The sequence below is a fragment of the Mucilaginibacter arboris genome (assembly GCF_009754915.1).
In the GTDB taxonomy this organism is placed as follows: Bacteria; Bacteroidota; Bacteroidia; order Sphingobacteriales; family Sphingobacteriaceae; genus Mucilaginibacter_A; species Mucilaginibacter_A arboris.
Window position 1 is genome coordinate 89,109 of record NZ_WPIK01000003.1, and the last position, 21,867, is coordinate 110,975.

Annotated in this window: 18 protein-coding genes; 9 read left to right on the top strand and 9 right to left on the bottom strand. The window is 37.3% G+C overall.

Going from position 1 to position 21,867, the window contains the following annotated elements:
• Positions 1–8 precede the first annotated feature (8 nt).
• The 5 genes from GO621_RS03650 to GO621_RS03670 all read right to left on the bottom strand — a co-directional run bounded on the left by GO621_RS03650 (position 9) and on the right by GO621_RS03670 (position 6,180).
• Entirely contained in the window at positions 9–689 is a 681-nt protein-coding gene (locus tag GO621_RS03650; RefSeq protein WP_157564295.1) for a glycosyltransferase family 2 protein, read from the bottom strand.
• A gap of 113 nt (positions 690–802) precedes the next feature.
• The gene (gene asnB, locus GO621_RS03655) at positions 803–2,587 is read right to left on the bottom strand and encodes an asparagine synthase (glutamine-hydrolyzing) (RefSeq protein WP_157564297.1); all 1,785 of its coding nucleotides are present in this window, start codon (positions 2,585–2,587) and stop codon (positions 803–805) included.
• An 80-nt stretch (positions 2,588–2,667) separates the two neighbouring features.
• Complete coding sequence (locus tag GO621_RS03660; protein WP_232335583.1) at positions 2,668–3,273, bottom strand: UpxY family transcription antiterminator; 606 nt, start codon at positions 3,271–3,273, stop codon at positions 2,668–2,670.
• Positions 3,197–5,611, bottom strand: a complete 2,415-nt coding sequence (locus tag GO621_RS03665) for a GumC family protein (protein ID WP_157564299.1) — start codon at positions 5,609–5,611, stop codon at positions 3,197–3,199. Before GO621_RS03665 ends, GO621_RS03660 begins: the two co-directional genes overlap by 77 nt.
• A 227-nt stretch (positions 5,612–5,838) precedes the next feature.
• Complete coding sequence (locus GO621_RS03670) at positions 5,839–6,180, bottom strand: hypothetical protein (RefSeq protein WP_157564301.1); 342 nt, start codon at positions 6,178–6,180, stop codon at positions 5,839–5,841.
• Between the two features lie 115 nt (positions 6,181–6,295).
• On the opposite strand from GO621_RS03670, the gene GO621_RS03675 reads away from it, so the two are divergent.
• The 3 genes from GO621_RS03675 to gap are packed head-to-tail and all read left to right on the top strand — an operon-like array spanning position 6,296 to position 9,222.
• The gene (locus GO621_RS03675) at positions 6,296–7,033 is read left to right on the top strand and encodes a glycosyltransferase family 2 protein (protein WP_157564303.1); all 738 of its coding nucleotides are present in this window, start codon (positions 6,296–6,298) and stop codon (positions 7,031–7,033) included.
• A 57-nt stretch (positions 7,034–7,090) separates the two neighbouring features.
• Positions 7,091–8,170 (top strand): MraY family glycosyltransferase, encoded by a 1,080-nt coding sequence (locus tag GO621_RS03680; protein WP_157564305.1) that lies wholly within the window; start codon positions 7,091–7,093, stop codon positions 8,168–8,170.
• Positions 8,171–8,217: 47 nt separating this feature from the next.
• Positions 8,218–9,222 carry a type I glyceraldehyde-3-phosphate dehydrogenase gene (gene gap, locus GO621_RS03685; RefSeq protein ID WP_157564307.1) on the top strand — a complete coding sequence of 335 codons (1,005 nt, stop codon included), beginning with the start codon at positions 8,218–8,220 and terminating at the stop codon, positions 9,220–9,222.
• Between the two features lie 114 nt (positions 9,223–9,336).
• On the opposite strand, the gene GO621_RS03690 is transcribed toward gap, so the two are convergent.
• Positions 9,337–9,702 (bottom strand): hypothetical protein, encoded by a 366-nt coding sequence (locus GO621_RS03690; protein ID WP_157564309.1) that lies wholly within the window; start codon positions 9,700–9,702, stop codon positions 9,337–9,339.
• A 247-nt stretch (positions 9,703–9,949) separates the two neighbouring features.
• Here GO621_RS03690 and GO621_RS03695 point away from each other — a divergent pair, with 247 nt between their 5' ends.
• The 3 genes from GO621_RS03695 to GO621_RS03705 all read left to right on the top strand — a co-directional run bounded on the left by GO621_RS03695 (position 9,950) and on the right by GO621_RS03705 (position 12,284).
• Positions 9,950–10,384, top strand: coding sequence for a GNAT family N-acetyltransferase (locus tag GO621_RS03695; RefSeq protein ID WP_157564311.1), 435 nt, complete (start codon positions 9,950–9,952; stop codon positions 10,382–10,384).
• A gap of 113 nt (positions 10,385–10,497) precedes the next feature.
• A complete protein-coding gene (locus GO621_RS03700) occupies positions 10,498–11,688 on the top strand; it encodes a phosphoglycerate kinase (RefSeq protein WP_157564313.1) in 1,191 nt (396 codons plus the stop codon).
• 359 nt (positions 11,689–12,047) lie between these two features.
• Positions 12,048–12,284 (top strand): hypothetical protein, encoded by a 237-nt coding sequence (locus GO621_RS03705; RefSeq protein ID WP_157564315.1) that lies wholly within the window; start codon positions 12,048–12,050, stop codon positions 12,282–12,284.
• A gap of 58 nt (positions 12,285–12,342) precedes the next feature.
• Here the strand turns inward: GO621_RS03705 and GO621_RS03710 are convergent, their stop codons facing one another.
• Together GO621_RS03710 and ctlX are read right to left on the bottom strand one after the other, a co-directional pair.
• Positions 12,343–13,737: an arginine decarboxylase gene (locus GO621_RS03710; protein ID WP_157564317.1), complete on the bottom strand. Its 1,395-nt coding sequence runs from the start codon at positions 13,735–13,737 to the stop codon at positions 12,343–12,345.
• Between the two features lie 76 nt (positions 13,738–13,813).
• The gene (gene ctlX / locus GO621_RS03715) at positions 13,814–14,731 is read right to left on the bottom strand and encodes a citrulline utilization hydrolase CtlX (RefSeq protein ID WP_232335584.1); all 918 of its coding nucleotides are present in this window, start codon (positions 14,729–14,731) and stop codon (positions 13,814–13,816) included.
• 134 nt (positions 14,732–14,865) lie between these two features.
• Between ctlX and GO621_RS03720 the strand changes: the two genes are divergently transcribed.
• Entirely contained in the window at positions 14,866–15,174 is a 309-nt protein-coding gene (locus GO621_RS03720; protein WP_157564318.1) for a hypothetical protein, read from the top strand.
• Here the strand turns inward: GO621_RS03720 and GO621_RS03725 are convergent.
• Positions 15,135–16,580: an arginine deiminase family protein gene (locus GO621_RS03725; RefSeq protein WP_157564320.1), complete on the bottom strand. Its 1,446-nt coding sequence runs from the start codon at positions 16,578–16,580 to the stop codon at positions 15,135–15,137. The genes GO621_RS03720 and GO621_RS03725 overlap by 40 nt on opposite strands.
• A 168-nt stretch (positions 16,581–16,748) precedes the next feature.
• On the opposite strand from GO621_RS03725, the gene argS reads away from it, so the two are divergent.
• Both argS and GO621_RS03735 read left to right on the top strand, forming a co-directional pair.
• On the top strand, positions 16,749–18,518 hold the full coding sequence (argS, locus tag GO621_RS03730) for an arginine--tRNA ligase (RefSeq protein WP_157564322.1): 1,770 nt from the start codon (positions 16,749–16,751) through the stop codon (positions 18,516–18,518).
• A gap of 272 nt (positions 18,519–18,790) precedes the next feature.
• Positions 18,791–21,859 (top strand): SusC/RagA family TonB-linked outer membrane protein, encoded by a 3,069-nt coding sequence (locus GO621_RS03735; RefSeq protein ID WP_157564324.1) that lies wholly within the window; start codon positions 18,791–18,793, stop codon positions 21,857–21,859.
• The last annotated feature ends 8 nt before the right edge of the window (positions 21,860–21,867 follow it).

Consider the following 21,867-nt stretch of genomic DNA (forward strand, 5'->3'; position numbering starts at 1 on the left):
ATGTAATTTTATTGAAATGCCTGCTTTAATGTAAAGATCAACTTTTCTGCTTTGTATCTTAAGATACTACGGTGGTGCCATTTATAATTGTAATATAGTTGCGGCAGTAAAGTAAGTTTATCATATAATTTTTGATCTGCACCTTTCAAAGATTCGCTGCCCAAATGCCTGATAAAAGAAGTAGGTACCAAGACATTCTTTATTTTATATTGCAGCAACAATTGTAAGTAATCATTATCACAATACCAGAAAAGAAGTTTTTCATCCAGCTTTCCTATCGTATCGAAAATTGTTCTTTTTACAAAAAAACACCATCCTGTAAAAACGCCAAAATAACCCTCGGCAGGTGTTGTATAAGCTGTATATCCTATAGATTGATGATAGTTTCGGCAATAAGGAGTAGCGCTTAATATAGTATTATCACCTTCCATAGCTGCTAATATTTCAGAAGCCCAATTTTGATAAAATATCAAATCGTTGTTACATAAACATACAAATTTATTATTTGTGCTTTTTAAACCAATATTAAGATATTTATTAAAGCCAAATTTTCCTTCAGGATAAACAGTTCTTGTGTTATTAAATTGAAACGGGAACAAGCTTTTTTCAGATTCGATTACAAGTACATCAAACTTAATTTTCGCCGGATTTTCTGATGCAAGCACGGTTGCAATAGTTTGCTCCGTCAAACTTTTTAAATAACTATTTTTAGCATAACTTAAGATAATAATATCGATATGTACCGGCAATGTCTCCAAATTGTTTGTATGCAGAAATATAATATCGGTAAAAAATTCTGAACTTATGTATTAGCAGCAAAATGCAATGCAAGCAGTTTAGACCAGTGCATTTTATCCTGCAAAAAGCGTTGTGTAAAAGAAGCAACCGCAAGGTTTGTACTCGTATTTAACTTAACTGTAAGCGGATGTTGTTTAAGCCATTTTTGTAAAGGGAAAGAGAAACCCATTTTTTTTCTGTTCCAGATGGTTGCCGGCAATTGTTGCTGATAGCTGCGGACGAGTAAACCTTTAGCTAACTTTTTATCAAACCTTAAATTGCTGCTGATGCTGTTAACTGCAAGCAGAAATTCGGTATCTAAAAAAGGCATCCTTATTTCTATGCCGTGCTGCATGCTCATAGCATCGGTATCGCGCAGCAACTGGTTTTTCATGTAAAAATCCTGCTCTAAATTAGCAGCAAACAGCTCAGGGTTTGTTTCTGTAATTGCAGGGTATTTAAACTCACTAATTTTAGCCCATACTTCTTTTACCGGTATATTTAAGATAGCTGCTATTTGATGCGGTGCAAAATAGCCACGCAAAGCAAGATAGTAGCCAACCTCGGAGCGGAGCGATAAATAGGCCAGTTTTTGATAAGCTTCTTTTGGAGATTGCTGAAACCACTTTAAAACACTTATTGATAATTGGCTTTCCATTTTTTTAAGCAAATGCATTCTTTTAAAAGATGGATAACCGCCAAATAGTTCATCTCCGCCTAAACCTGAAAGCACTGCTTTTAGCCCTTGTTTTTGAGCAAGCTTTGCTACCAGCCAGGTATTTATCCCATCGGCTGATGGTTGGTCCATTGCCTGTAAAATAGCTGTTGCCTGTTCGTTAAAATCTGCTGCTGTAATTTGTTGCTGCTGATGCCGGCTTCCCAGTTTTGTTGCCATGATCTGTTGAAACTTCGATTCATCATATCCTGCTTCTTCAAAAGTAAGCGATAAGGTATGTAAAGCCTTACCTTTTACTGCTGATGCTTCCAGGGCAATAATACCGGAATCAATTCCTCCGCTTAAAAAAACGCCAATCGGTGCATCTGCAATTAAATGCCGGTTTACGGCTTTGTGCAATTTTTGCTGCACCAGTTGTTCTGCTTCCTTCTGGTTGCAAATTAATTGTACTGTTTTGGGTTGAAGATAGCTGCTGGTCCGATAAGTTTCCGCATCAATTTTCCACTCCAAGAAACTTCCTTTTGGCAGCATTAAAACCTGGTCTAAAATTGTGACAGGTTCGGGTATAAAACCAAATGCTAAAAAGAGTATTTTCCAGTCGGGCCGGTTCTGGCTAAAGCCGATTTCACGAAAAGCCCTGATTTCTGAAGCAAAAATCAGTTCTTTATTTTTAATATGATAATACAACGGTTTCATTCCGCTGCCATCCCTTACTAAAAAAACCTTTTGCAAACGTTTATCATATAGGGCAAAAGCAAACATGCCGTTAAAACGATGGAAAGCATTTGTTCCCCAAGAAGCATATGCAACCAGGATAACTTCCGTATCAGATTTTGTTTTGAACTGGTAGCCAAGATTTTGCAACTCAGCTTTAAGTTCCAGGTAATTATAAATTTCGCCGTTAAAGGTAACCGTATAATTTTCCGTAATATCCTGCATGGGCTGAGTGCCATCAGCAGAAAGGTCGATCAAGGCTAAACGGCGATGGCCAAAGCAGATACTGTTTTTATCAGCTAAAAATAATCCTTCGCCATCTGGCCCACCGTGTTGCATAGCAAGGCACATGCGGTTAACAAGTCGGCGTTTTTGATCTGCATGTGTATTTAAAGAAACCTGGCCTGCAATTCTGCACATATAGCTGCTTACTTTATAAAGCTTCGCCCTTTCAGTTACATTTTATTATGCAACTAATTGGTTTTTAAAGAGAAAAAAGGCTACAGCCGATCTACCAGGGCAGAAGAGGCATTAACCAAAATAGATTGTCCCAGGTTCTCTAACCGTACAACCAATTGTTTTTGTGATTTATAACTCACCATCTCGCCCGATAGTCCTTTTAAGGGGCCAGCTTTAATCACTACTTTTTCTCCGGGGGCAATATGTTCTGCTGTAACTTCCAGGTCGATTTCGTTTGATAAAAGCAACTGTATTTCGTTAATCTGCTGGTCTGGCATGGCTGCAATCCTGCCAGCGTGATATAGAAAACGCACGATGCCTTTGGTCATTAAAACTTCTGTTTGCTGTTGCTGTGTAATCCGTACAAATAAATAAGATTGAAAGAGCGGTTCGGTTACCCATTTCTTGCGGTCGCTCCATTGTTTAAGTGTTTTTTGCAAGGGCAAATAAGATTCGACACCTTTTTTTTGCAGCAGTTCAAAAGCTTGTTTTTCGGCCCTCGAACGGGTATAAACGGGATACCATTTAGGTGATGCTTCTTTTAACATGGTTTTTTTTAGAATAGAAGTTTTAGTTAATCCAACGGCTGATTTTCCACCATTTGGGTGCAATATCATCCGAATAATAACCAGAACTTGCATAGCCATTATAATCTGTATAATAATAACTTCCGGACTGGTCTTTTTTACCGGAAGTATAAATTCGGGAATGAAAGTTTTCCTCAGCATAAGCATTCAGGATAATAACGGTATTGTTTAAGCCGTATTTACCAGAAAGCTGTTGTGGGATTTCGGCAGAGTAAAAAGAAGATTTTCCGGCACGGATTACAAAAATATTAATATCGCTCTGGCGGATAACCGGGATAGAATCAGAAACCAAACCAACCGGTGCAGTATCAATCATAATAATATCGTAGCTGGCTTTTAATTTTTCAATCAGCAGGTTCATATTTGGGTGATGCAATAGTTCCGACGGATTAGGCGGTACCGGACCGGAAGGTATAAAATCTATGTTCTCGTATTTGGTTTTAAAAATAATCTGTTCCATACCTATCTGGCCGGCCAAAAAGTTACTCAGACCCAACTGGTTGTCCTGCTGAAAAACATGGTGAAGCCTGGACCTGCGGAGATCTGCTGCAATCAGGATTACTTTTTTATCGATTAGCGCTAATGTACTGGATAAATTAACGGCAATAAAAGATTTGCCTTCGCCTGAAACTTCCGAAGTAATACAAATTACCTTGCTTTGCTTATCGGCAGCCATAAAACTAAGGTTTGTCCGTACGGAACGAACAGATTCTGCAAAAACAGATTTAGGTTTAACCAATGATAAAATCTGGGTGTTGTTCTGGTCAAGCTTGTACGGAAACTTTCTGATCATACCAATTACCGGCACCTGTGTTATACTCTCTATTGTTTCTTTATCAAAAATATACGGATTTAGCATCCGTAACAATAAAATTAAACCAGAACCAATGAACAGGCCAATTAAAATTGATTTTTGATAGATGCTGTTTGCATCAGGTGCAACCGGAATAAAATTAGGTTGTGCCTGTTCGATAATTGTAGCGCCGGCAAGGATAGAAGAGCGGCTGATCTGCGCTTCCAGTTTTTTTTCAGACAAAAAAGAATACACTTTATCGTTAATTTCAAAATCGCGTTTCAGGCTTACAATATCGCGTTCTGCTGTTGGTAATGCCGCCACCTGCTGGTTTGCCAACTGCAACTGGTTGTTTAAATAAGTAGTAGTTAGTTCAATGCGTTTAACAGAAGCATTGATGTTGGCAAGCGCGGCATTACGTACTTCGGCCAACTGTTTATCAATTTCTGTTACCTGCTGCGATGCACTGGTATAAGTTCTAAGCAGGTCTGTTTTTTCTGAAAGCAACAGGTTGAAGCGTGTCAGCAGTCCGTTTAGCAGCGGGTCTACCGTTCCCTGCATATTTAAATTAAGGCTAACGGCATTTTTTTCGTTACTAATTTGTTGTTTCAGTTGGTTAATACCAATCAGTTGTATGTTTAATAAAGATTTTTGTGCTTCGGCATCCTGCACTTTACTGAGCATAAGTGTAGCAGAATTGCTGACATCAAAAACTTTTGAGCTCTTTTTATAAGCTTCCAAGGATTTTTCTGATGATTTTACCTGCTTGGAAAGATAATCGAGCTGGTTATCAATAAAAGTAATGATCTGGGAAGCCGAAAGCATTTTGCGGTTTCTGTCGAAATCCAGATATTCTTTCATAATAGCATTTAAAATATCCGATGCAAACTGTGGGTTAGAATCTGTTTCCTCTATGTTAATTACATTAGAATTTTTGATGGCCTCGCTGGTATTTAATCCGGCAGCTACACGCGGATAAAAATCTTCAGGCGAATTAAACCGGAAGAGGTAAACCGATTTTGGCTCAAAACGAACCTGGGAAGGATGCAGTAAAAAACTTGTTTTACCAATAATAATAGGTTGGTTATAGGTAAAAATTGCCTTTATATCACGGTTATCAATTTTATAGCTGAGGCTGAACTTATCAGGATTTATGGCTTGAAAACTAATGAGTTCTTTGTAAAGTGTAGCACTATCTTCCTGCAAAATCTCGATGTCCAGCGGTTTGTCGGGATAAGTTTCATAGGTGCGGATGCGGCCAGCTATAAAAAAGCTGATTTTATAATCCAGGTCTTTAACCGCATTAATAATCAGGCTTCGGCTTTTTATGACATAGCTTTCGCTTTGTACTTTATTAGTTGCGCGGTCTGCAGTGTTCATTACGCTTACCAGCTCAGAAATTTCCGATTTCTTTTCATCAAACTTCATTATCGCACTTGTAGCGTACGATTTTGGCGTGTACCACAAATACAATCGGCCAAGCAAAAAACAAAGCAGTACCGAAAAAGCAACCAGATACCACCTGCTTAAAATAACACGGAACAAACGCATATAATTAATGCTGTCATTCGGTTTTTGAGGATTGCTTGTATTAATTTCCTGCATCGTATTTTAAGTAAGAATATTAATAGAAAATGCAGTATTTGAACATGCCAAAACAGGCTGTAAATTATCTGAAAGCTTTTTTAAAGAATTAGTTTGTAGGAAACTAACAGGCAGCAGGTTTAAATGCTGCTTTACCAGCTTGTAGCTATTGTTTAATTTGGCCAACCGCACTTTATCAATATATAAAATCTGTATTGCTTTTTCTGTTAATCTGCCTGCTTCTCCAATCATATCCACAGATTTGTTTTATCTTTTAACAATAAGTAATTTCCTTTTCTACGTGCTTTGCCTAAAACGGTTACCTTTTGATTAATAATTTTAAGAGTGATTGCTGTTCTTGCTAATAAAACCTTTTTGCACTGGTTTTTAACTTTTTGTTGCAGCAACCGTATTTGGATTGGCCATGAAACAGACAAACTCTTAGCTGTAGATTTTATATTTTGCAGGTTTTGCGTTAAGCATCTATCTTCCGCAAAAATTTTACAAGCACAATTTAATGTACGTCGTATAGTATTAAATAATTTAAGCTGAAGACAAGCAACTAAAAAAAACAGTGCTAAAAGAAGCATCAAGCTAAAAGGTTAATTAAATTTTACTTTTTATAATAGTTGGTTAAACTATTAGTTAATATTCGGAATGTCAAATATGACAAATAATATTCTTTTTGCATGCATAATATAAGTGATGAAGATTTCTGTTATAACCGTGTGTTACAATGCCGTTTCTACAATAGAATCTTCTATTCTTTCGTTGCTTGAACAGGATTATGAAGATGTTGAATACATTGTAATAGATGGCGGATCTGCTGATGGTACAGTTGGTGTTATCAATCGTTATTTATCGCACATTTCCTATTTCAGTTCGGAACCGGATAATGGAATTTATGATGCCTTAAACAAGGGGATTGAACATGCCACCGGTGATGTAATCGGCATTCTTCATGCTAATGATTGCTTTGCTTCACAAAATGTGTTAAGCACAATTGCACAGGTTTTCCAGTCAAAAGATGTAGATGCTGTTTATAGCGATTTAATTTTCTATAATGATAAAGGCGAGACGGTTAGAAAATGGAAATCAGCAACAAGTAAGCGCCTGCTTTTGGAACTCGGTTGGATGCCACCACACCCTACTTTGTTTATAAAGAAAAAAATTTATGATCAATACGGAAATTATCGGCTTGATTTCGGCACGGCAGCAGATTATGAACTGATACTTAGGTTCTTTTATCGGTATAGAATAAAAACCGGCTATGTTAACCTGGTTTTTGTAAAAATGTTAACTGGCGGATTAAGTAACAAAAGTATTTTAAGCCACGTAAGAGGAAACATCAACGACTTTAAAGCAATGAAAAAGCATGGTTTACATGCTCCTTTTATCGCTGTTTTTTTAAAGCCGTTGCAAAAGTTAATCCAATATTTATAATTTATATTAATTTAAAGTTAAATTTTTATAGCTTTAAATAATATTAAATAAAGTATTATGTTTCCATTTATCTATTATCTTACAGTTACTGGTGTTTCTATTTTGTTGGTACTAATTATTTTACCTTCAGTTATCCACATTGCACGACAAAACAATTTATTTGATGATCATTCTGTTGACCGGAAAGAACACGGATACGGAATTCCACGCTTAGGCGGAGTTGCATTTTACATCAGTATTGTTTTAGCATCATTATTAATAGCCAAAAACGGAACAGGGCTTCCTTTTTATGAACTCTATGCAGCAAGTATTATTTTATTTGCAATCGGTATTAAAGATGATTTATCTGGCGTGCATTGCCATACAAAACTGGCCGTTCAGGCATTGGTTTCTTATATTCTTACTGTTCCCGGTAACATCCGCATCACCAATTTGCATGGTATTTTTAATGTTTATCAACTTGGCTATCTGCCAAGTGTTATTATTTCTATGCTGGTTATTATATTCATCATCAATTCTTTTAACCTGATTGATGGCATCGACGGACTTGCAGGAACGCTGGGCGTAATTGCTTCCTGCGCATTTGGCTTTTACTTTATGGTTGCCGGCCAAACCCAGTTAGCTGCCCTTGCTTTTTCTACTGGCGGTTCGCTTATTGCTTTTTTGGCTTACAACTATTCGCCGGCAAGGATTTTTATGGGCGATGCAGGTTCCTTGTTTATCGGAATGCTCTGTGCTGTTTTTGCCATCAAATTTATATCGATAAACGAAGTATCGACTGTTTACAACCTGCCCGCTGCTCCTGCATTTGCGGCTGCCGTGCTGATTGTTCCTGCATTTGATACTTGCAGTGTAGTTATTACCCGTATTTACAACAAAAAATCTCCTTTTAAGCCAGATCGTAACCACATCCACCACCGGATGCTGCTTTTAGGTTTAACACATCTGCAAACAACATTTATATTAGGCATTGTAACCCTTTTATTTATTGGTTTGGCACTAGTATTTAAACAGGAAGACAATGCTTTGTTACTGCTCCTTTTTGTGGCTATATTACTTTTGATGAATGGCTTATTAAACCACCTGCTGAGCGCAAAAAGCAAACAAGTATTCCAGGTTGGCAATTTAATAGGCTAACGTTTCGTTGCATCTTTTAATAACTTTGTTCTTCAATAATTAAGAACATGAAGATTGCTGTAAACGGTTTTGGCCGTATCGGACGTATTTTTTTAAGAAACATATTACTTCGGCCGGATATAGAAGTTGTTGCTATAAATGATCTGGGAGATACCAAAACCCTTGCCCATTTATTTAAGTATGATTCTGTTCACCGCGGTTTTAAAGGAGAAGTTACTTCGGATGAAAACTATCTCATCATCAACCACAAACCAATTCGTGTTTTCAGGGAAGCAGATCCATCGCAATTGCCCTGGAAAGAACTGGAAATTGATCTGGTAATCGAATCGACCGGAAAGTTTATAACAGAGGCAAAAGCTTCTTTGCATTTAAAAGCAGGGGCAAAACAGGTAATTATATCAGCGCCATCTCCCGATAAAAATATTCCATTCGTAGTTTTAGGCGTTAATGATGATTCGGTGGATTTGAGTTCACCAATCCTGTCCAACGCTTCCTGCACCACCAATAATGTTGCTCCTTTAGTTAAAATTTTGGATGATAATTGGGAAATAGAAGACGGTTATATTACCACCGTACATTCCATGACCAGCGACCAGAACCTGCACGATGCCCCGCACAAAGACCTCCGGCGTGCCCGGGCCGCATCAAGTTCCATCATTCCAACCACAACTGGTGCAGCCAAAGCTATTACCAATGTTTTTCCGCATTTAGAAGGCAGGTTAGGCGGGGCGGGAATCCGTGTGCCTGTACTTAACGGTTCGCTAACAGATTTTACCTGTACCTTAAAACATCCGGCTACGGTAAAAGAAATTAACGAAGTATTTTTAAAAGCGTCGCAAGGTTTCCTTAAAAATATTTTGGAATACACAGAAGACCCGATTGTTTCTGTAGATATTTTGGATAATCCGCACAGTTGCATTTTTGATGCGCAGCTAACTTCGGTTGTAGGCAGTTTGGTTAAAGTAGTTGGCTGGTACGATAACGAAATGGGTTACTCCAGCCGCTTAACAGATCTGGTAGCAAAAATTGCCTTGCTAAAAGAAGTATATTGAGTAAACCTACATCCATAAAAACCAGAAAAGCGGAATTAACCGCTCTCCTGGAATCACCACAAAAAAAAGGACTGTTTGTAAAATTTAGGTTTATAATTGGTTGGGAAGGATAATTTATAACACAAGTTTTAGGGATGTTTGCGGATAGCTTTTAAACCGGAATTCTTGATTTTGCACAGGCGCTTCTTTTTGAATATGCAGTTTGTAATACGCCATTCCTTTGGTAGTAATTGATGCGGTTAAGCTTAAATATTTAGTATCGCTTGCTTTTTTTGCATCGATAAAAAGAGCAACATCTCCGTGCAGTTCGATCAAGCCTTTGTAATACAGTTCCTCTAAAACCACAAATTTAAACCTGCTGAAAAATAAAGAAATACTTAAAATCAGGTATGGCCTTAAAATATCGGTACTGCGGGAAGGGACCGGATTGTTAACAATCATTTTGATGATTTTATGGCGTAAAGAAGTGAAGTTAAACATGACTGTATTGATTATTGATTTGTTAATCTATAGCCAATAAAAATGCCAGGTAAAACTTCTCGCAATTGCAAAAGCCACAATGCTTCTTTTACCGGGTAAAAATTGATACCAATATGCCTTTTCCTGTTCCCAAAGTTTTTCGTTAAAGTAAATAGATGTTAAACCTTATATTTGGATTTTTTAGCTGTAAAAGAAGCATTTTTGAACTTAAACCGAAGCTGAAAATCAAGGAAAATAAACTAACAAAATGATTAAATTTATTCCGGTAGAAGAAATATTAGAAGTGCGTAACCAGGTGCTGCGCGAAGGAAAATTAAAACCAGATGAATGCCGTTTTCCGTCAGATTTAAATGAAGGTGCTTTCCATTTGGGGAATTTTGGGGAAAATCAACTCCTTTCTATCGCATCTTTCCATCCACAAAATATAGAACCCTACACCGGCAAAGGTTACCAGTTGCGCGGAATGGCAACAGTTCCGGGTTTTCAGGGAAAAGGTTACGGCAACCAGATCCTGAATTTCGCTATCGTTTACCTTCGCAGGCAAAAAGTGAATTATTTATGGTGCAATGCCCGCAAAAAAGCGCTTAACTTTTATGCTGGTATTGGCTTTGAAATTATTTCGGATGAATTTGATGTTCCCGGAATTGGCCCGCATCACGTTATGTACCTCAAAATCCAATAACAGCACTGATTTTTATCCGATAAAAACAGCATCTGCTAAAAGGCGTTGTTAATCTGTCGAACCAGGAAAAAGATAAACAGCAAATTTGTACTTTTCCGCCTTAAAACACCTTTATGAAAACAATAGACCAAGCCAGCTTTGCCGGCAAAAAAGTTTTGATCCGCGTAGATTTTAACGTTCCGCTGGATAAAGATTATAATATTACGGATGATAACCGCATTACGGCTGCTTTGCCCACCATCAAAAAGATTTTGCAGGATGGAGGCGCAGTAATTTTAATGTCGCATTTAGGCCGGCCAAAAGATGGGCCGACGGAAAAATATTCCTTAAAACATATCGTTCCGCATCTATCTGACTTATTAGGACAACAAGTAGAATTTGCAGATGATTGCATCGGTCAGGAAGCAACAGATAAGGCAAAAGCACTGCAAAGCGGCGAAGTTTTATTGCTGGAAAACCTGCGTTTTTACAAAGAGGAAGAAAAAGGCGATGTCGGGTTTGCTAAAAAACTGGCTGCCCTTGGAAATATCTATGTAAATGATGCATTTGGGACGGCGCATCGTGCACACGCTTCTACTTCTATTATTGCGCAGTTTTTTCCGGATGCCAAATACTTTGGTTATTTAATGGCTTCTGAATTGGAAAATGCAGAAAAAGTTCTGAACAATCCGGTAAAACCGTTTACAGCAATTATGGGCGGCGCAAAAGTTTCTGATAAAATCCAACTGATTGAACGTTTGCTGGATAAAGTTGATAACCTGATTATTGGCGGCGGCATGACTTACACTTTTTTTAAAGCAGAAGGCGGAAAAATCGGGAAATCTTTAGTTGAAGAAGATAAACTGGATTTAGCAAAAAGCCTCGTTCAAAAAGCAAAAGATAAAGGTGTAAATTTGATTTTACCGGTAGATTCTATCATTGCAGATAATTTTTCTAACGATGCCAATACCGAAATTGCCAAAAACGATAACATTAAAGAAGGCTGGATGGGATTGGATATCGGACCGGAATCAATCGAAGCATTCTCCAAAGTAATTGAAACATCAAAAACCATTTTATGGAACGGGCCAATGGGGGTTTTTGAAATGGATAAGTTTGAAAAAGGGACCAAAGCTGTAGCCGAAGCCATTGTAAAGGCAACAGAAAATGGCGCTTTCTCGTTAATTGGGGGCGGAGATTCTGCAGCGGCAATTTCCAAATTTAATTTAACCGATGAAGTAAGTTACGTTTCTACCGGCGGCGGTGCTTTACTGGAATATATGGAAGGCAAAGAATTGCCAGGCGTAAAAGCAATTAATGATTGATGCTGTTTTTATCGGCATAAAAAGAGTATGAAAGCCTTTGCCTGTTATGGTAAAGGCTTTTTGTTTGATTGCTTCTTTTATTTTGAATAGTAATAGTGAAAGGCATCCCACTACAAAAAATTTAATAGAAAATGGCTATTAGAACAAAAAATGTAATTCTTTCAGTAATTATAAAGTTAATGGCAAGGTTATAGAAGAATCCCCCCATACCAAAAAAAGCCCCGTCATTTTTGATGGGGCTTTACGCTTTAACTTGGTTACGTTATCCGAAGACAAGAGGCTTTACCAAGCATCACGGGACAAAAGCAGTTATATTTGTTGAAATAACAAATATAATATAGTAATGCAATTTCGATATTTTGAACAATACTTTACATTTTGAACAATACTTTTCAGCACCAAGGGTAAATAGATATCTTATTGCGACTGGAAACTTTACAGGAAAAGCAGTCAAATTATATAAAGCAAACCTTAAAATATCTCCAGCAATCCGTTGGGTGCTTTTGAAAGATGTCCAGGGCAAAGGTGGAGCGGCCAACCATCCTTTTTACACATCTGCACAAAACGGCCAGGTTACGCAAATATCCACCACCTAATGGATCAGCTTCCTTACTGAAACTTTAGCCCAGGCAGCCTGATTTGGCTAAAGTCCAGCTAAGTAGTATAACCTAAAATTTTAAGCACTTGCTTACTGTTTTGTTCTTCGCCAAAAACATCAAAGTTGAAAGTTTCGTCGCGGTTTCTGCGGATGATCACATGTTTTGGCGAAGGCAGCAAACAGTGATGGATACCACCGTACCCGCTTAAAACTTCCTGGTAAGCGCCGGTATTAAAGAAACCCAGGTATTGCACTTTACGTGTTTTTGGCATGTAAACGCTGTTCATGTGCGCTTCCTGGTTGTAATAATCCTGACCGTCGCAAGTAATCCCTCCTAAATTTACACGCTCATATTCGGCATCCCAATTGTTAATGGGCAGCAAAATATATTTTTGGTTCAATGCCCAAACATCAGGCAAATTGGTGATGAAAGAACCGTCCAGCATTAACCATTTTTCGCGGTCGTTTTGCTGTTTACGGCCTAAAACCTTGTATAAAATTCCGGAAGCTTCGGCAACCGTATATTTCCCGAATTCGGTAATAATATCCGGTTCTTCTACTTCGTTTTCGGCACAAATTTCTTTGATCCGGCTTACAATTTCGTTCACCATATATTCGTAATCAAAATCAAAAACCAGCGAATCTTTAAAAGGCATTCCGCCGCCAATATCCAAAGTGTCTAAATCAGGATTAATCTTTTTAAACTTGCAGTACAGCGTTACATATTTCTCCAGCTCGTTCCAATAATAAGGCGTGTCCGAAATTCCGGAATTGATAAAAAAGTGCAACAACTTCACCTTAAAATAAGGATTTGCTACAATTTTACTGTTGTAAAAATCAATTACATCTTCCATTCGAACGCCAAGCCGTGAAGTATAAAACTGAGAATTTGGCTGCTCTTCTGAAGCTATCCGAATACCAAGATTGCAAGGTGTTTCCAGTTCAACTTCGTCGTCATACAAGTTAAATTCTTCCTTATTATCCAAAACCGGGATGATGTTTTTAAAACCATCGTGCAGCATATCAATAATATATTGCTTGTACTGGTAGGTTTTAAAACCGTTACAGATTACCGTAATGTCTTTAGTCAGAGCGCCTTTTTTCTCCAGCGCATCAATCATCGGCATATCAAATGCAGATGAAGTTTCGAGGTGGATTTCGTTTTTCAAAGCTTCTTCCACAATATGGCGGAAGTGCGAGCTTTTGGTGCAATAACAGTATTTATAGGAACCGCGATAATTGTTTTTAACAATGGCCGACTGGAATAGCAATTTAGCTTGTTGTATTTTTTTACTGACGATGGGCAGATACGTAAAACGCAGCGGCGTACCGTACGTTTCGATCATTTCCATTAGGTTTAAATCGTGGAAATATAGTTCATCATCAATAATTTCAAAACCTTCCTGCGGGAAACCCACGCTTAGGTCCAGGAATTCTTCGTAGCTCTGCATTAATTAAAATTTTGGCAAATGTGTAGTTTTTATACGGAATTTAGCACCATCCGGCCGTAATTTTTACACTTGGTTTTCAGGCTTTTTGTGATGCTGTTTTTACCGGCAAAAAAACTTCGGCCATCATACAGCGCGCGCTGCCGCCGCCATTGGTTTCAATGGTATTTAAAGGAGAATGAACGAGCTTACAATATTTTTCTAAAGCTTTAATTTGTGCTTCTTTTAAAGATAAAAAAGCAGTTTCGGACATTACCAATAAACTTTCTCCTGATTTTGATTCAAGCTGAAGCATGTTTCCTGCAAAAGCGTTCATCTGCGCAAAAGATATTGCTACAATTTCTTTTCCTGATTTTTGCAATGCTTCTTTTACCAGTGTTTTTTCTGCATAATCAGAAATTGAATCCAAACAGATCACAGCAAAACGATCACCAATGGCCATTAAAACGTTTGTATGATAAATGGCTTTTCCGTTTTCGTCTGTTGCATGAAACGGAACAGTTTTATATCCTGACAATTTACAAAACTCAGCAATTACTTCCAAGTTTGTTCTGGGAGAGATGCAAGCGTAGGCCAACTTGTTTTTCCGGTCTAAAACCAAGCTTCCCGTTCCTTCCAAAAACTGGTTTTGCTGTTCAAAATAACTTAAATCATAAACCTGCTTTGCATCAAATACTTCTTTTATCGTATTAAAAACCTTACGTTCCAACCGCCGGTTTTCGGCCTGCATCGGATATAAAAAAACAGAACCATCTTCATGAAAAGAAATCCAGTTGTTCGGAAAAATCGAATCCGGTGTGTGCGGTTCTGCCGTATCGTTAACCACTGTAACATCTACGCCGTTTGCACGCAGTATTTCTACAAAAGCATCAAACTCCAGCACAGCTTTTTGCTGCACGTTTGTTTGTTCGCCGTTTTTTTGGAAAGCATTGCTTCCCGCTGTTTGTTCGTTAAAACCGAAATTTACCGGCCGGACCATCAGGATGTGAGAAATCATTTTTTCTTTTATCGTAATAAAGTTTTCTTTTATGTGTTAAATAATATGTAGATAGACTGCTACTCTATTTAAAATACCTTTTTAATTAACTATTTCTTAAAAAATAGTGTTTTTAACTAATTGAAGTAATAATAATGACCAAAATCATCATCCAACCTGGTAAATATCGGGGTTTATACCAAATAATTCTTTTGCAATGCCGTCGCTTCCTGATAGTTAAATGGTGGAAAGCAATAAGTATCACGGAACATTTTGAAGAAGAAGCTGTTTTAAAGCTTTGTGAACTTATAAAAAAATATAATATAAAACCATGTTCTATTTATGATTGGAGTGAAGACGGCTCTTATGAGCCTGTAATAAAAAAGCAGTTTGAAAGGCGATCAGATTTAGATGCTGTTGACGTTCACAGTTCATCTCTAAACAGCGGCATGCTCATACAATGAAAGCCGCCGCGCGCCCTTGAAAGTTCTGCGGAAGGAAAAGTGATGACCGTATTGAGGAGGTTTTCGGGTTGCAGTTCGTTATTTTCAAATTGCTGAAGTAAATCTGCTGCTTTTATCACTGTAAAACCTTTGTTTTTAAAAGCTGCTAAAGTTTTATCATTGCGGTCGTAAGCCAAAACCACACCTTCTTTTAAAGCTAATAAGTTGCAGCCATCGGTCCATTGTTCGCGGGAATCGTAAGGGAAAACATTGTTGCCGGAGTAGATAAACTGTGTTTTTTCGGTGCTTCCCAATTCGTTTTCGCTGATATCGCAAAGCAAATCTTCCAGTTTATTAAACCGGCGCGGCGTGTTTATTTTACCTTTTTCAAACTGGATAATTTCGGGCCGATCAGGTTTTTTTGTTTCAATCAGATGGTTGATCGGCAAAAAATCCTGATCTTTTTGCTCTGGATTAAAAAGTGAAGAAAGCAAAACCCATAAGTTCTTTTTTACCTGGGTAAAAACAGTATCCAAATGCATAAAATCTCGTTTATGAGGAATTTTGATAACTGTAACTTTTTGTACCACGTTTTTCTCAAACAAAATCTGGATTACTTCGCTGGCTGCTTGCGGAGTAGTCCGTTCTCCGCAACCAATCAGCAAATGGTTTTTGCTTACCATCATTACATCGCCGCCTTCTAAAGTATTTTGCTGATCGATTTCTCCTTCCGGAATTAAAAAATGCTGATCTGTTTGCGGCACTTCGATAATATTTTGCCGGTAAACTTCAAAAAAAGGATGGTTAAAAAAGATGTATTTGGTTAATAATGCTTCGCGGGAACGGGCTTTTTTGGCTGGTTTATTCAGGAGGACATGATTATTAATAGTTGTACCTAAATCGCGCGTAAAAATTAAATTGGGAACAGGTGCAAAAAAGATTTTTTTGTTGGGCATCGTACCAGAAATAAACAAAGTAGCCAGATCAGCCGAAGGCAAAGCCAGTAACATTTGCTGCTGCTGGTTAGTGCAATGTTCTACTGCACAAACTGCTGCCACCAATTGCTGCCGCACCGCTTGTCCTTCTAAAATATCTGCCAGCAAAGCTTCGAGTTCAATTACTTTGTTCGAGGCATAAAAACCGGGCTGATTAGGTTTGTAAAATTGGCGCGTACTGTTTTTAGCATCAATATTTTTGATTTTACCTTTAACTAAATCCGGGTCTAAAAAATAAAGCAGGACTTTGACGTACAGATCATACTCTTTTTTGCGGACTGTTTCTAAATGGACAATATCTTCAAAAAGCCAGTCTTGTGCTTTGGATGGTATTACTTGTCCTAATCCTCTGTCTGGACTATGGATTAAAATCCGTCGTAAACCGCCAATTTCTGAACTTACCTGTAATTGAAAACCATTTTTTTGAAGCATAAATTTTAATAAGGAATGCAAACTTATCAGAATAAGTTAAAAGCCTCACCCTAAATCCCTCTCCAAAAGAGAGGGACTTCAAAAGTTAGCCGCTTTATCTCCCTCTCCTGTGGAGAGGGTTGGGGTGAGGTTTGTAATTCTTCTTGTCCATTTTCGTAAATTCGCCGCATGGATTTTATTTTAGAAGCTGCCGTTCGCGCCGTAAAAACATTATTTGCAACTGATATTTCTGCTGAAAGTTTAAGCCTGCAACAAACGCGTAAAGAGTTTGAAGGCGATATTACCATCGTAGTTTTTCCGCTGACTAAATTTTCCCAAAAACCACCGGAACAAACCGGAACGGTGCTTGGAGAATTTCTGGTGAACGAAGTTGAAGCTATTGAATCTTTTAATGTGATTAAAGGCTTCTTAAATTTATCCCTTAAAAACAGCTATTGGATTAATGTTTTTTATCAAACCATTAATCAGCCTGATTTTGGTTCTTTTCCTTCCAACGGAAAAAAAGTAATGGTCGAATATTCTTCCCCAAATACCAACAAACCTTTGCATTTAGGCCATGTACGTAACAATTTGCTGGGTTATTCTGTAGCAGAAATTTTAAAAGCAAACGGTTACGAAGTAATTAAAGCCAATTTGGTAAATGATCGTGGAATCCATATTTGTAAATCTATGATTGCATGGGAGAAATTTGGAAATGGAGAAACGCCGGAATCTTCTGGTTTAAAAGGCGATCATTTGGTAGGGAAATATTATGTAATTTTTGATAAGGAATACAAAAAACAGATTGAAGCGTTAAAAAATCAAGGCGAAACCGAAGAACAAGCCAAAAAAAATGCACCATTAATTAAGGAAGCGCAGGAAATGCTGCAAAAATGGGAGCAGGGCGATGAGCATGTCATTGCTTTGTGGAAAAAAATGAATTGCTGGGTTTATGCTGGTTTTGAAGAAACTTATAAAAAGTTGGGTGTTGATTTTGATCAGTATTATTATGAATCGAACACTTATTTATCCGGAAAAGATATTGTAGAAGAAGGATTGGAAAAAGGTGTTTTCTTTAAAAAAGCAGATGGTTCTGTGTGGATTGACTTAACAGCGGAAGGGCTTGATGAAAAATTGGTGCTGCGTGCAGACGGGACTTCGGTTTACATCACGCAAGATTTAGGAACAGCGCAGTTGAAGTATAACCAGTATCATGCCGATAAAGCCATTAATGTTGTGGGAAATGAGCAGGACTATCATTTTAAAGTATTGTTTTTAATCCTTAAAAAGTTAGGCAGAAGTTGGGCGGAAGGTTTGTACCATTTATCTTATGGTATGGTTGATTTGCCATCAGGAAAAATGAAATCGCGCGAAGGCACGGTGGTAGATGCCGATGATTTAATTGCAGAAATGGAAGCTACCGCCAAAGGGCAAACCGATATTTTAGGTAAAGCAACCGATTTTCCGGAAGAAGAAAAGCAAAACTTATACCATATTATAGGTATGGGCGCATTGAAATACTTCCTCCTTAAAGTAGAGCCTAAAAAGCGTTTACTTTTTGACCCAAATGAATCTGTAGATTTCCAAGGGCATACCGGCCCATTTATACAATACACTTATGCACGTATCCGCTCAGTATTAAACAAGGGTGGGTTTAAAAGTGATACTGTTTTTATGCCGGTAAAAACAGTATCAGCAGTAGAAAAAGACCTGATTATTCAGTTAGAACAATTTCCTGCTTTTTTAACCGAAGCAGCAATCAATTACAGTCCCGCTGTAATTGCCAATTATGTTTATGAACTGGCCAAACTTTACAATAAGTTTTATCATGAAGAAAGCATTTTGAAGGCTGAGGAGGAAATGGTAAAAGGGTTTAGGCTACAATTATCTTATGTTGCTGCAAATTCAATCAAAAAAGCAATGCAAATGCTGGGAATCGAAGTACCAGAACGCATGTAAGGTAAATCTTCTGATTTTATCAAAATTTTTGGTAAAAGTACCTCTAAATATATATTAATTTTAAAGAAGTTTTCCTTGAATGGTCTTCTTGTTGGAATTATCGTTTTATAATATTCTTTTTTCAATAATTTATCCTTTTTAATAGAAAAAGGATTACTAAAAATTTAGTTTTATATTGTTTTGTAATTTTTTTATCTGTTTTGTTAATAATTATTTAATTATAGTAATTTTTAATATGTTTGATAATTAAAACTAACTAAAACAAATAAAGCATGAAGCAAAAATTACTTATTTTTTTTCTGTTTGCAGTTTTTTCCTTACAAGCTGCATTTGCACAAAACAGAAAAATCACGGGAACGGTAACGGGTGCCGATGATGGACAGCCACTGCCAGGAGTATCTGTGAAAGTTACTGGGACTAACGTCGGTACTCAGACAGATAATCAAGGGACGTATAGTATTAACGTACCTGCAAATTACAGATCGTTGACTTTTACTTATATAGGATATAGTGTAAGAACAATTCAGATAGGAAATCAATCTATTATGAATATAAGGTTAGCAACTAGCGCAAACGCTCTTAATGAAGTTGTAGTTACAGGATATACAACAACTTCAAGGGATAAATCTACAGGTTCTGTAGGTAAAGTTACAGCTGCAAGTATAACCGATGTACCGAATGGTTCATTTGATCAAACTTTACAAGGCCGTGTTCCAGGTTTATCTATTCTTGCTGGTTCTGGACAACCTGGCGCTAATGCCAATGTATATATTCGTGGTTATACATCAATAAGCGGCAGTACAACACCTTTGTATATAATTGATGGTGTTCCTGTTGAATCATCTGTTTTTGCCACATTAAATCCAAATGAGTTTGAAAGTATTGACGTTCTAAAAGATGCAGCAGCTACCTCCCTCTATGGTTCTCGTGGTGCAAATGGTGTTTTAGTCATTACTACAAAAAGAGGTAAGGCTGGTAAAACAACTTTTACGTACGATGTACAAGGTGGGTTTTCAGACCGTACACGTACAAAATTTGATATGATGTCAACCCAAGAATTACTTGCTTTACAGCAATCTGTTCATTTAGGTCCTGGTTATACCCTGTCAGCTGCAAATACTAATCCGGTTATTGTAACGATGAATGGACAACGTGTTACGCTTACTGCAGCCCAAAAGCAGCATGATCTTGATTCATTGGGTTCTATAAATACCCGATGGGATGATATATTTTTTCGCAGAGGTGCTTTTCAAAGTCATCAGCTAAGTGCTTCTGGCGGAAATGAAAATACCAGGTTTTATACAAGTTTGTCTTACTATTCACAGGATGGAATAGCACAAAGATCAAATTTGAATAGATATAATGCACGTTTTAATTTGGATCATACGTCTGGTAAATTTAAAATGGGATTGCAAAGTGGGTTAGGTTATTCACAATCAAATTTTACAGAGTCTGAAGGAACTGTAACATTGGCTAACCCTTATGCAGCCGCTTATTTGGGTTTACCTTACGAAAATCCGTATCTTGCTAATGGAAGCGTCGCTACGTCTCTTTGGAGTGGTCAACCAACCTATCCTTTTCCTCTTTTTGATAGCCGAACTGCATCAAATGCTTTAGCCCGTTTAAATGCAACTACAAATAGAAACAATCAAATAAAAGAAACTTTAGGATTAAATGCTTCATATGAGTTTTTTAAAGGATTTAGCGTTAAAACAACTTTAGGTATCGATTTTAGAGAAACTGTTTTAGAAAGTTCGATTTACCCTAATACTTATGTTGGTTCTACTGTCTCAAATGGTGGACAAGGAAGTTATTCAACAACTGATCAACGTAACCTTCAGCTAATTCAAACTTCAGGTTTACAATATAATAACACGTTTGGTAAGCATGAAATTTTTGCAACTGCATTAGCTGAAACCATTCATAATTGGTATCAAACATTTAATTATACTGGTTACGGAATAAATGCTGCTTTACTAAATACACCTGCAGGTATAACCGCTGGTACTTCTACAAATGGTGAGATACCAGCAGTTGGAGGTAGTAAAACTCAAAATGGTATCAATTCTTTGATTGGTATTGCCCGCTATACTTATAATGATAGATATACTTTACAAGGATCATTTAGGCGAGACGGATCATCTCAAGTTGTTGCATCTAACCAATATCATAACTTCTTTTCAATAAGTGGTAACTGGAATATAAAGAAAGAAGATTTTTTGTCTGCTATATCATGGATAGATGTATTGCGCTTAAGAGCAAGTTACGGTACTACAGCTACTCCATTCGGTACTACTGGAACTTCTGGGAACTTTGGTTACCTTGCGTTGTATAATGCTCCTTCTTACGCAGGAACCTCTGGTATTGCACCTTCTACTCCGGGTAATCCTAATTACAACTGGGAATTTACTGCCCAGACCAATGTAGGTATTGATTTAAATGTATTAAAGAATCGTTTAAGAATCGTAGCTGATATATATCAAAAAGATACCCACAACTTATTTGTTCAACAAAATTTATCATACACATCTGGTTTCGCATCTCTACAAACCAATGCTGGTAAAATGCGTAATAAAGGTATAGAGGTAAGTTTAGAAGGTGATGTGTTAAGAGGTAGAGATTATGTGGTGACGCTTTTCGGCAACTTTGCATATAATAATAATAAAATTACTAGTTTAGGTCAGGTTAGTCAATTTGAGTCTGGTACTTCCATTATTCGTGTAGGTTTACCTTTAGGTTCTCATTATACTGTTAAATCAGCAGGAGTTGATCCCCAAACTGGTCAATATCTTTATTATAATAGAGATGGAAGCGTTACAAGTGTGTATAGTGCTTCTACCCAGAATGTTGCAGAGTTTGGAACATATTTAGCACCTTATCAAGGTGGATTTGGTTTAAATGCTTCTTATAAAGGAATTTCCTTATCCAGCTTATTCAGTTATGCGCAAGGTTTCAAAAGGTTCAATAATCAGGACTATTTCTTAGATAACCCAGCAAATGCTAGTTCATATAATATGGAAGAAATAGTTAATACAATATGGAGAAAACCGGGAGATATTACTACAATAGGCGCAATTACTTCACAGCGACAGTTTAATTCTAACGATGTACAAGATGCTTCATTTGTACGTTTAAGAAATGTTAGATTGGGTTATTCTTTACCAAAATCATTGATTGACAAAATTAAATATGTGTCAGGTGTGAGAGTTTTTGCACAAGGTGAAAATTTATATACATGGACGAAATGGACAGGATTTGATCCTGAAGACAATAACAATATTGCTTCGTTCGAATATCCCGCAGCAAGAACTTTTACATTTGGTTTAAACGTTACTTTATAAATAATAAA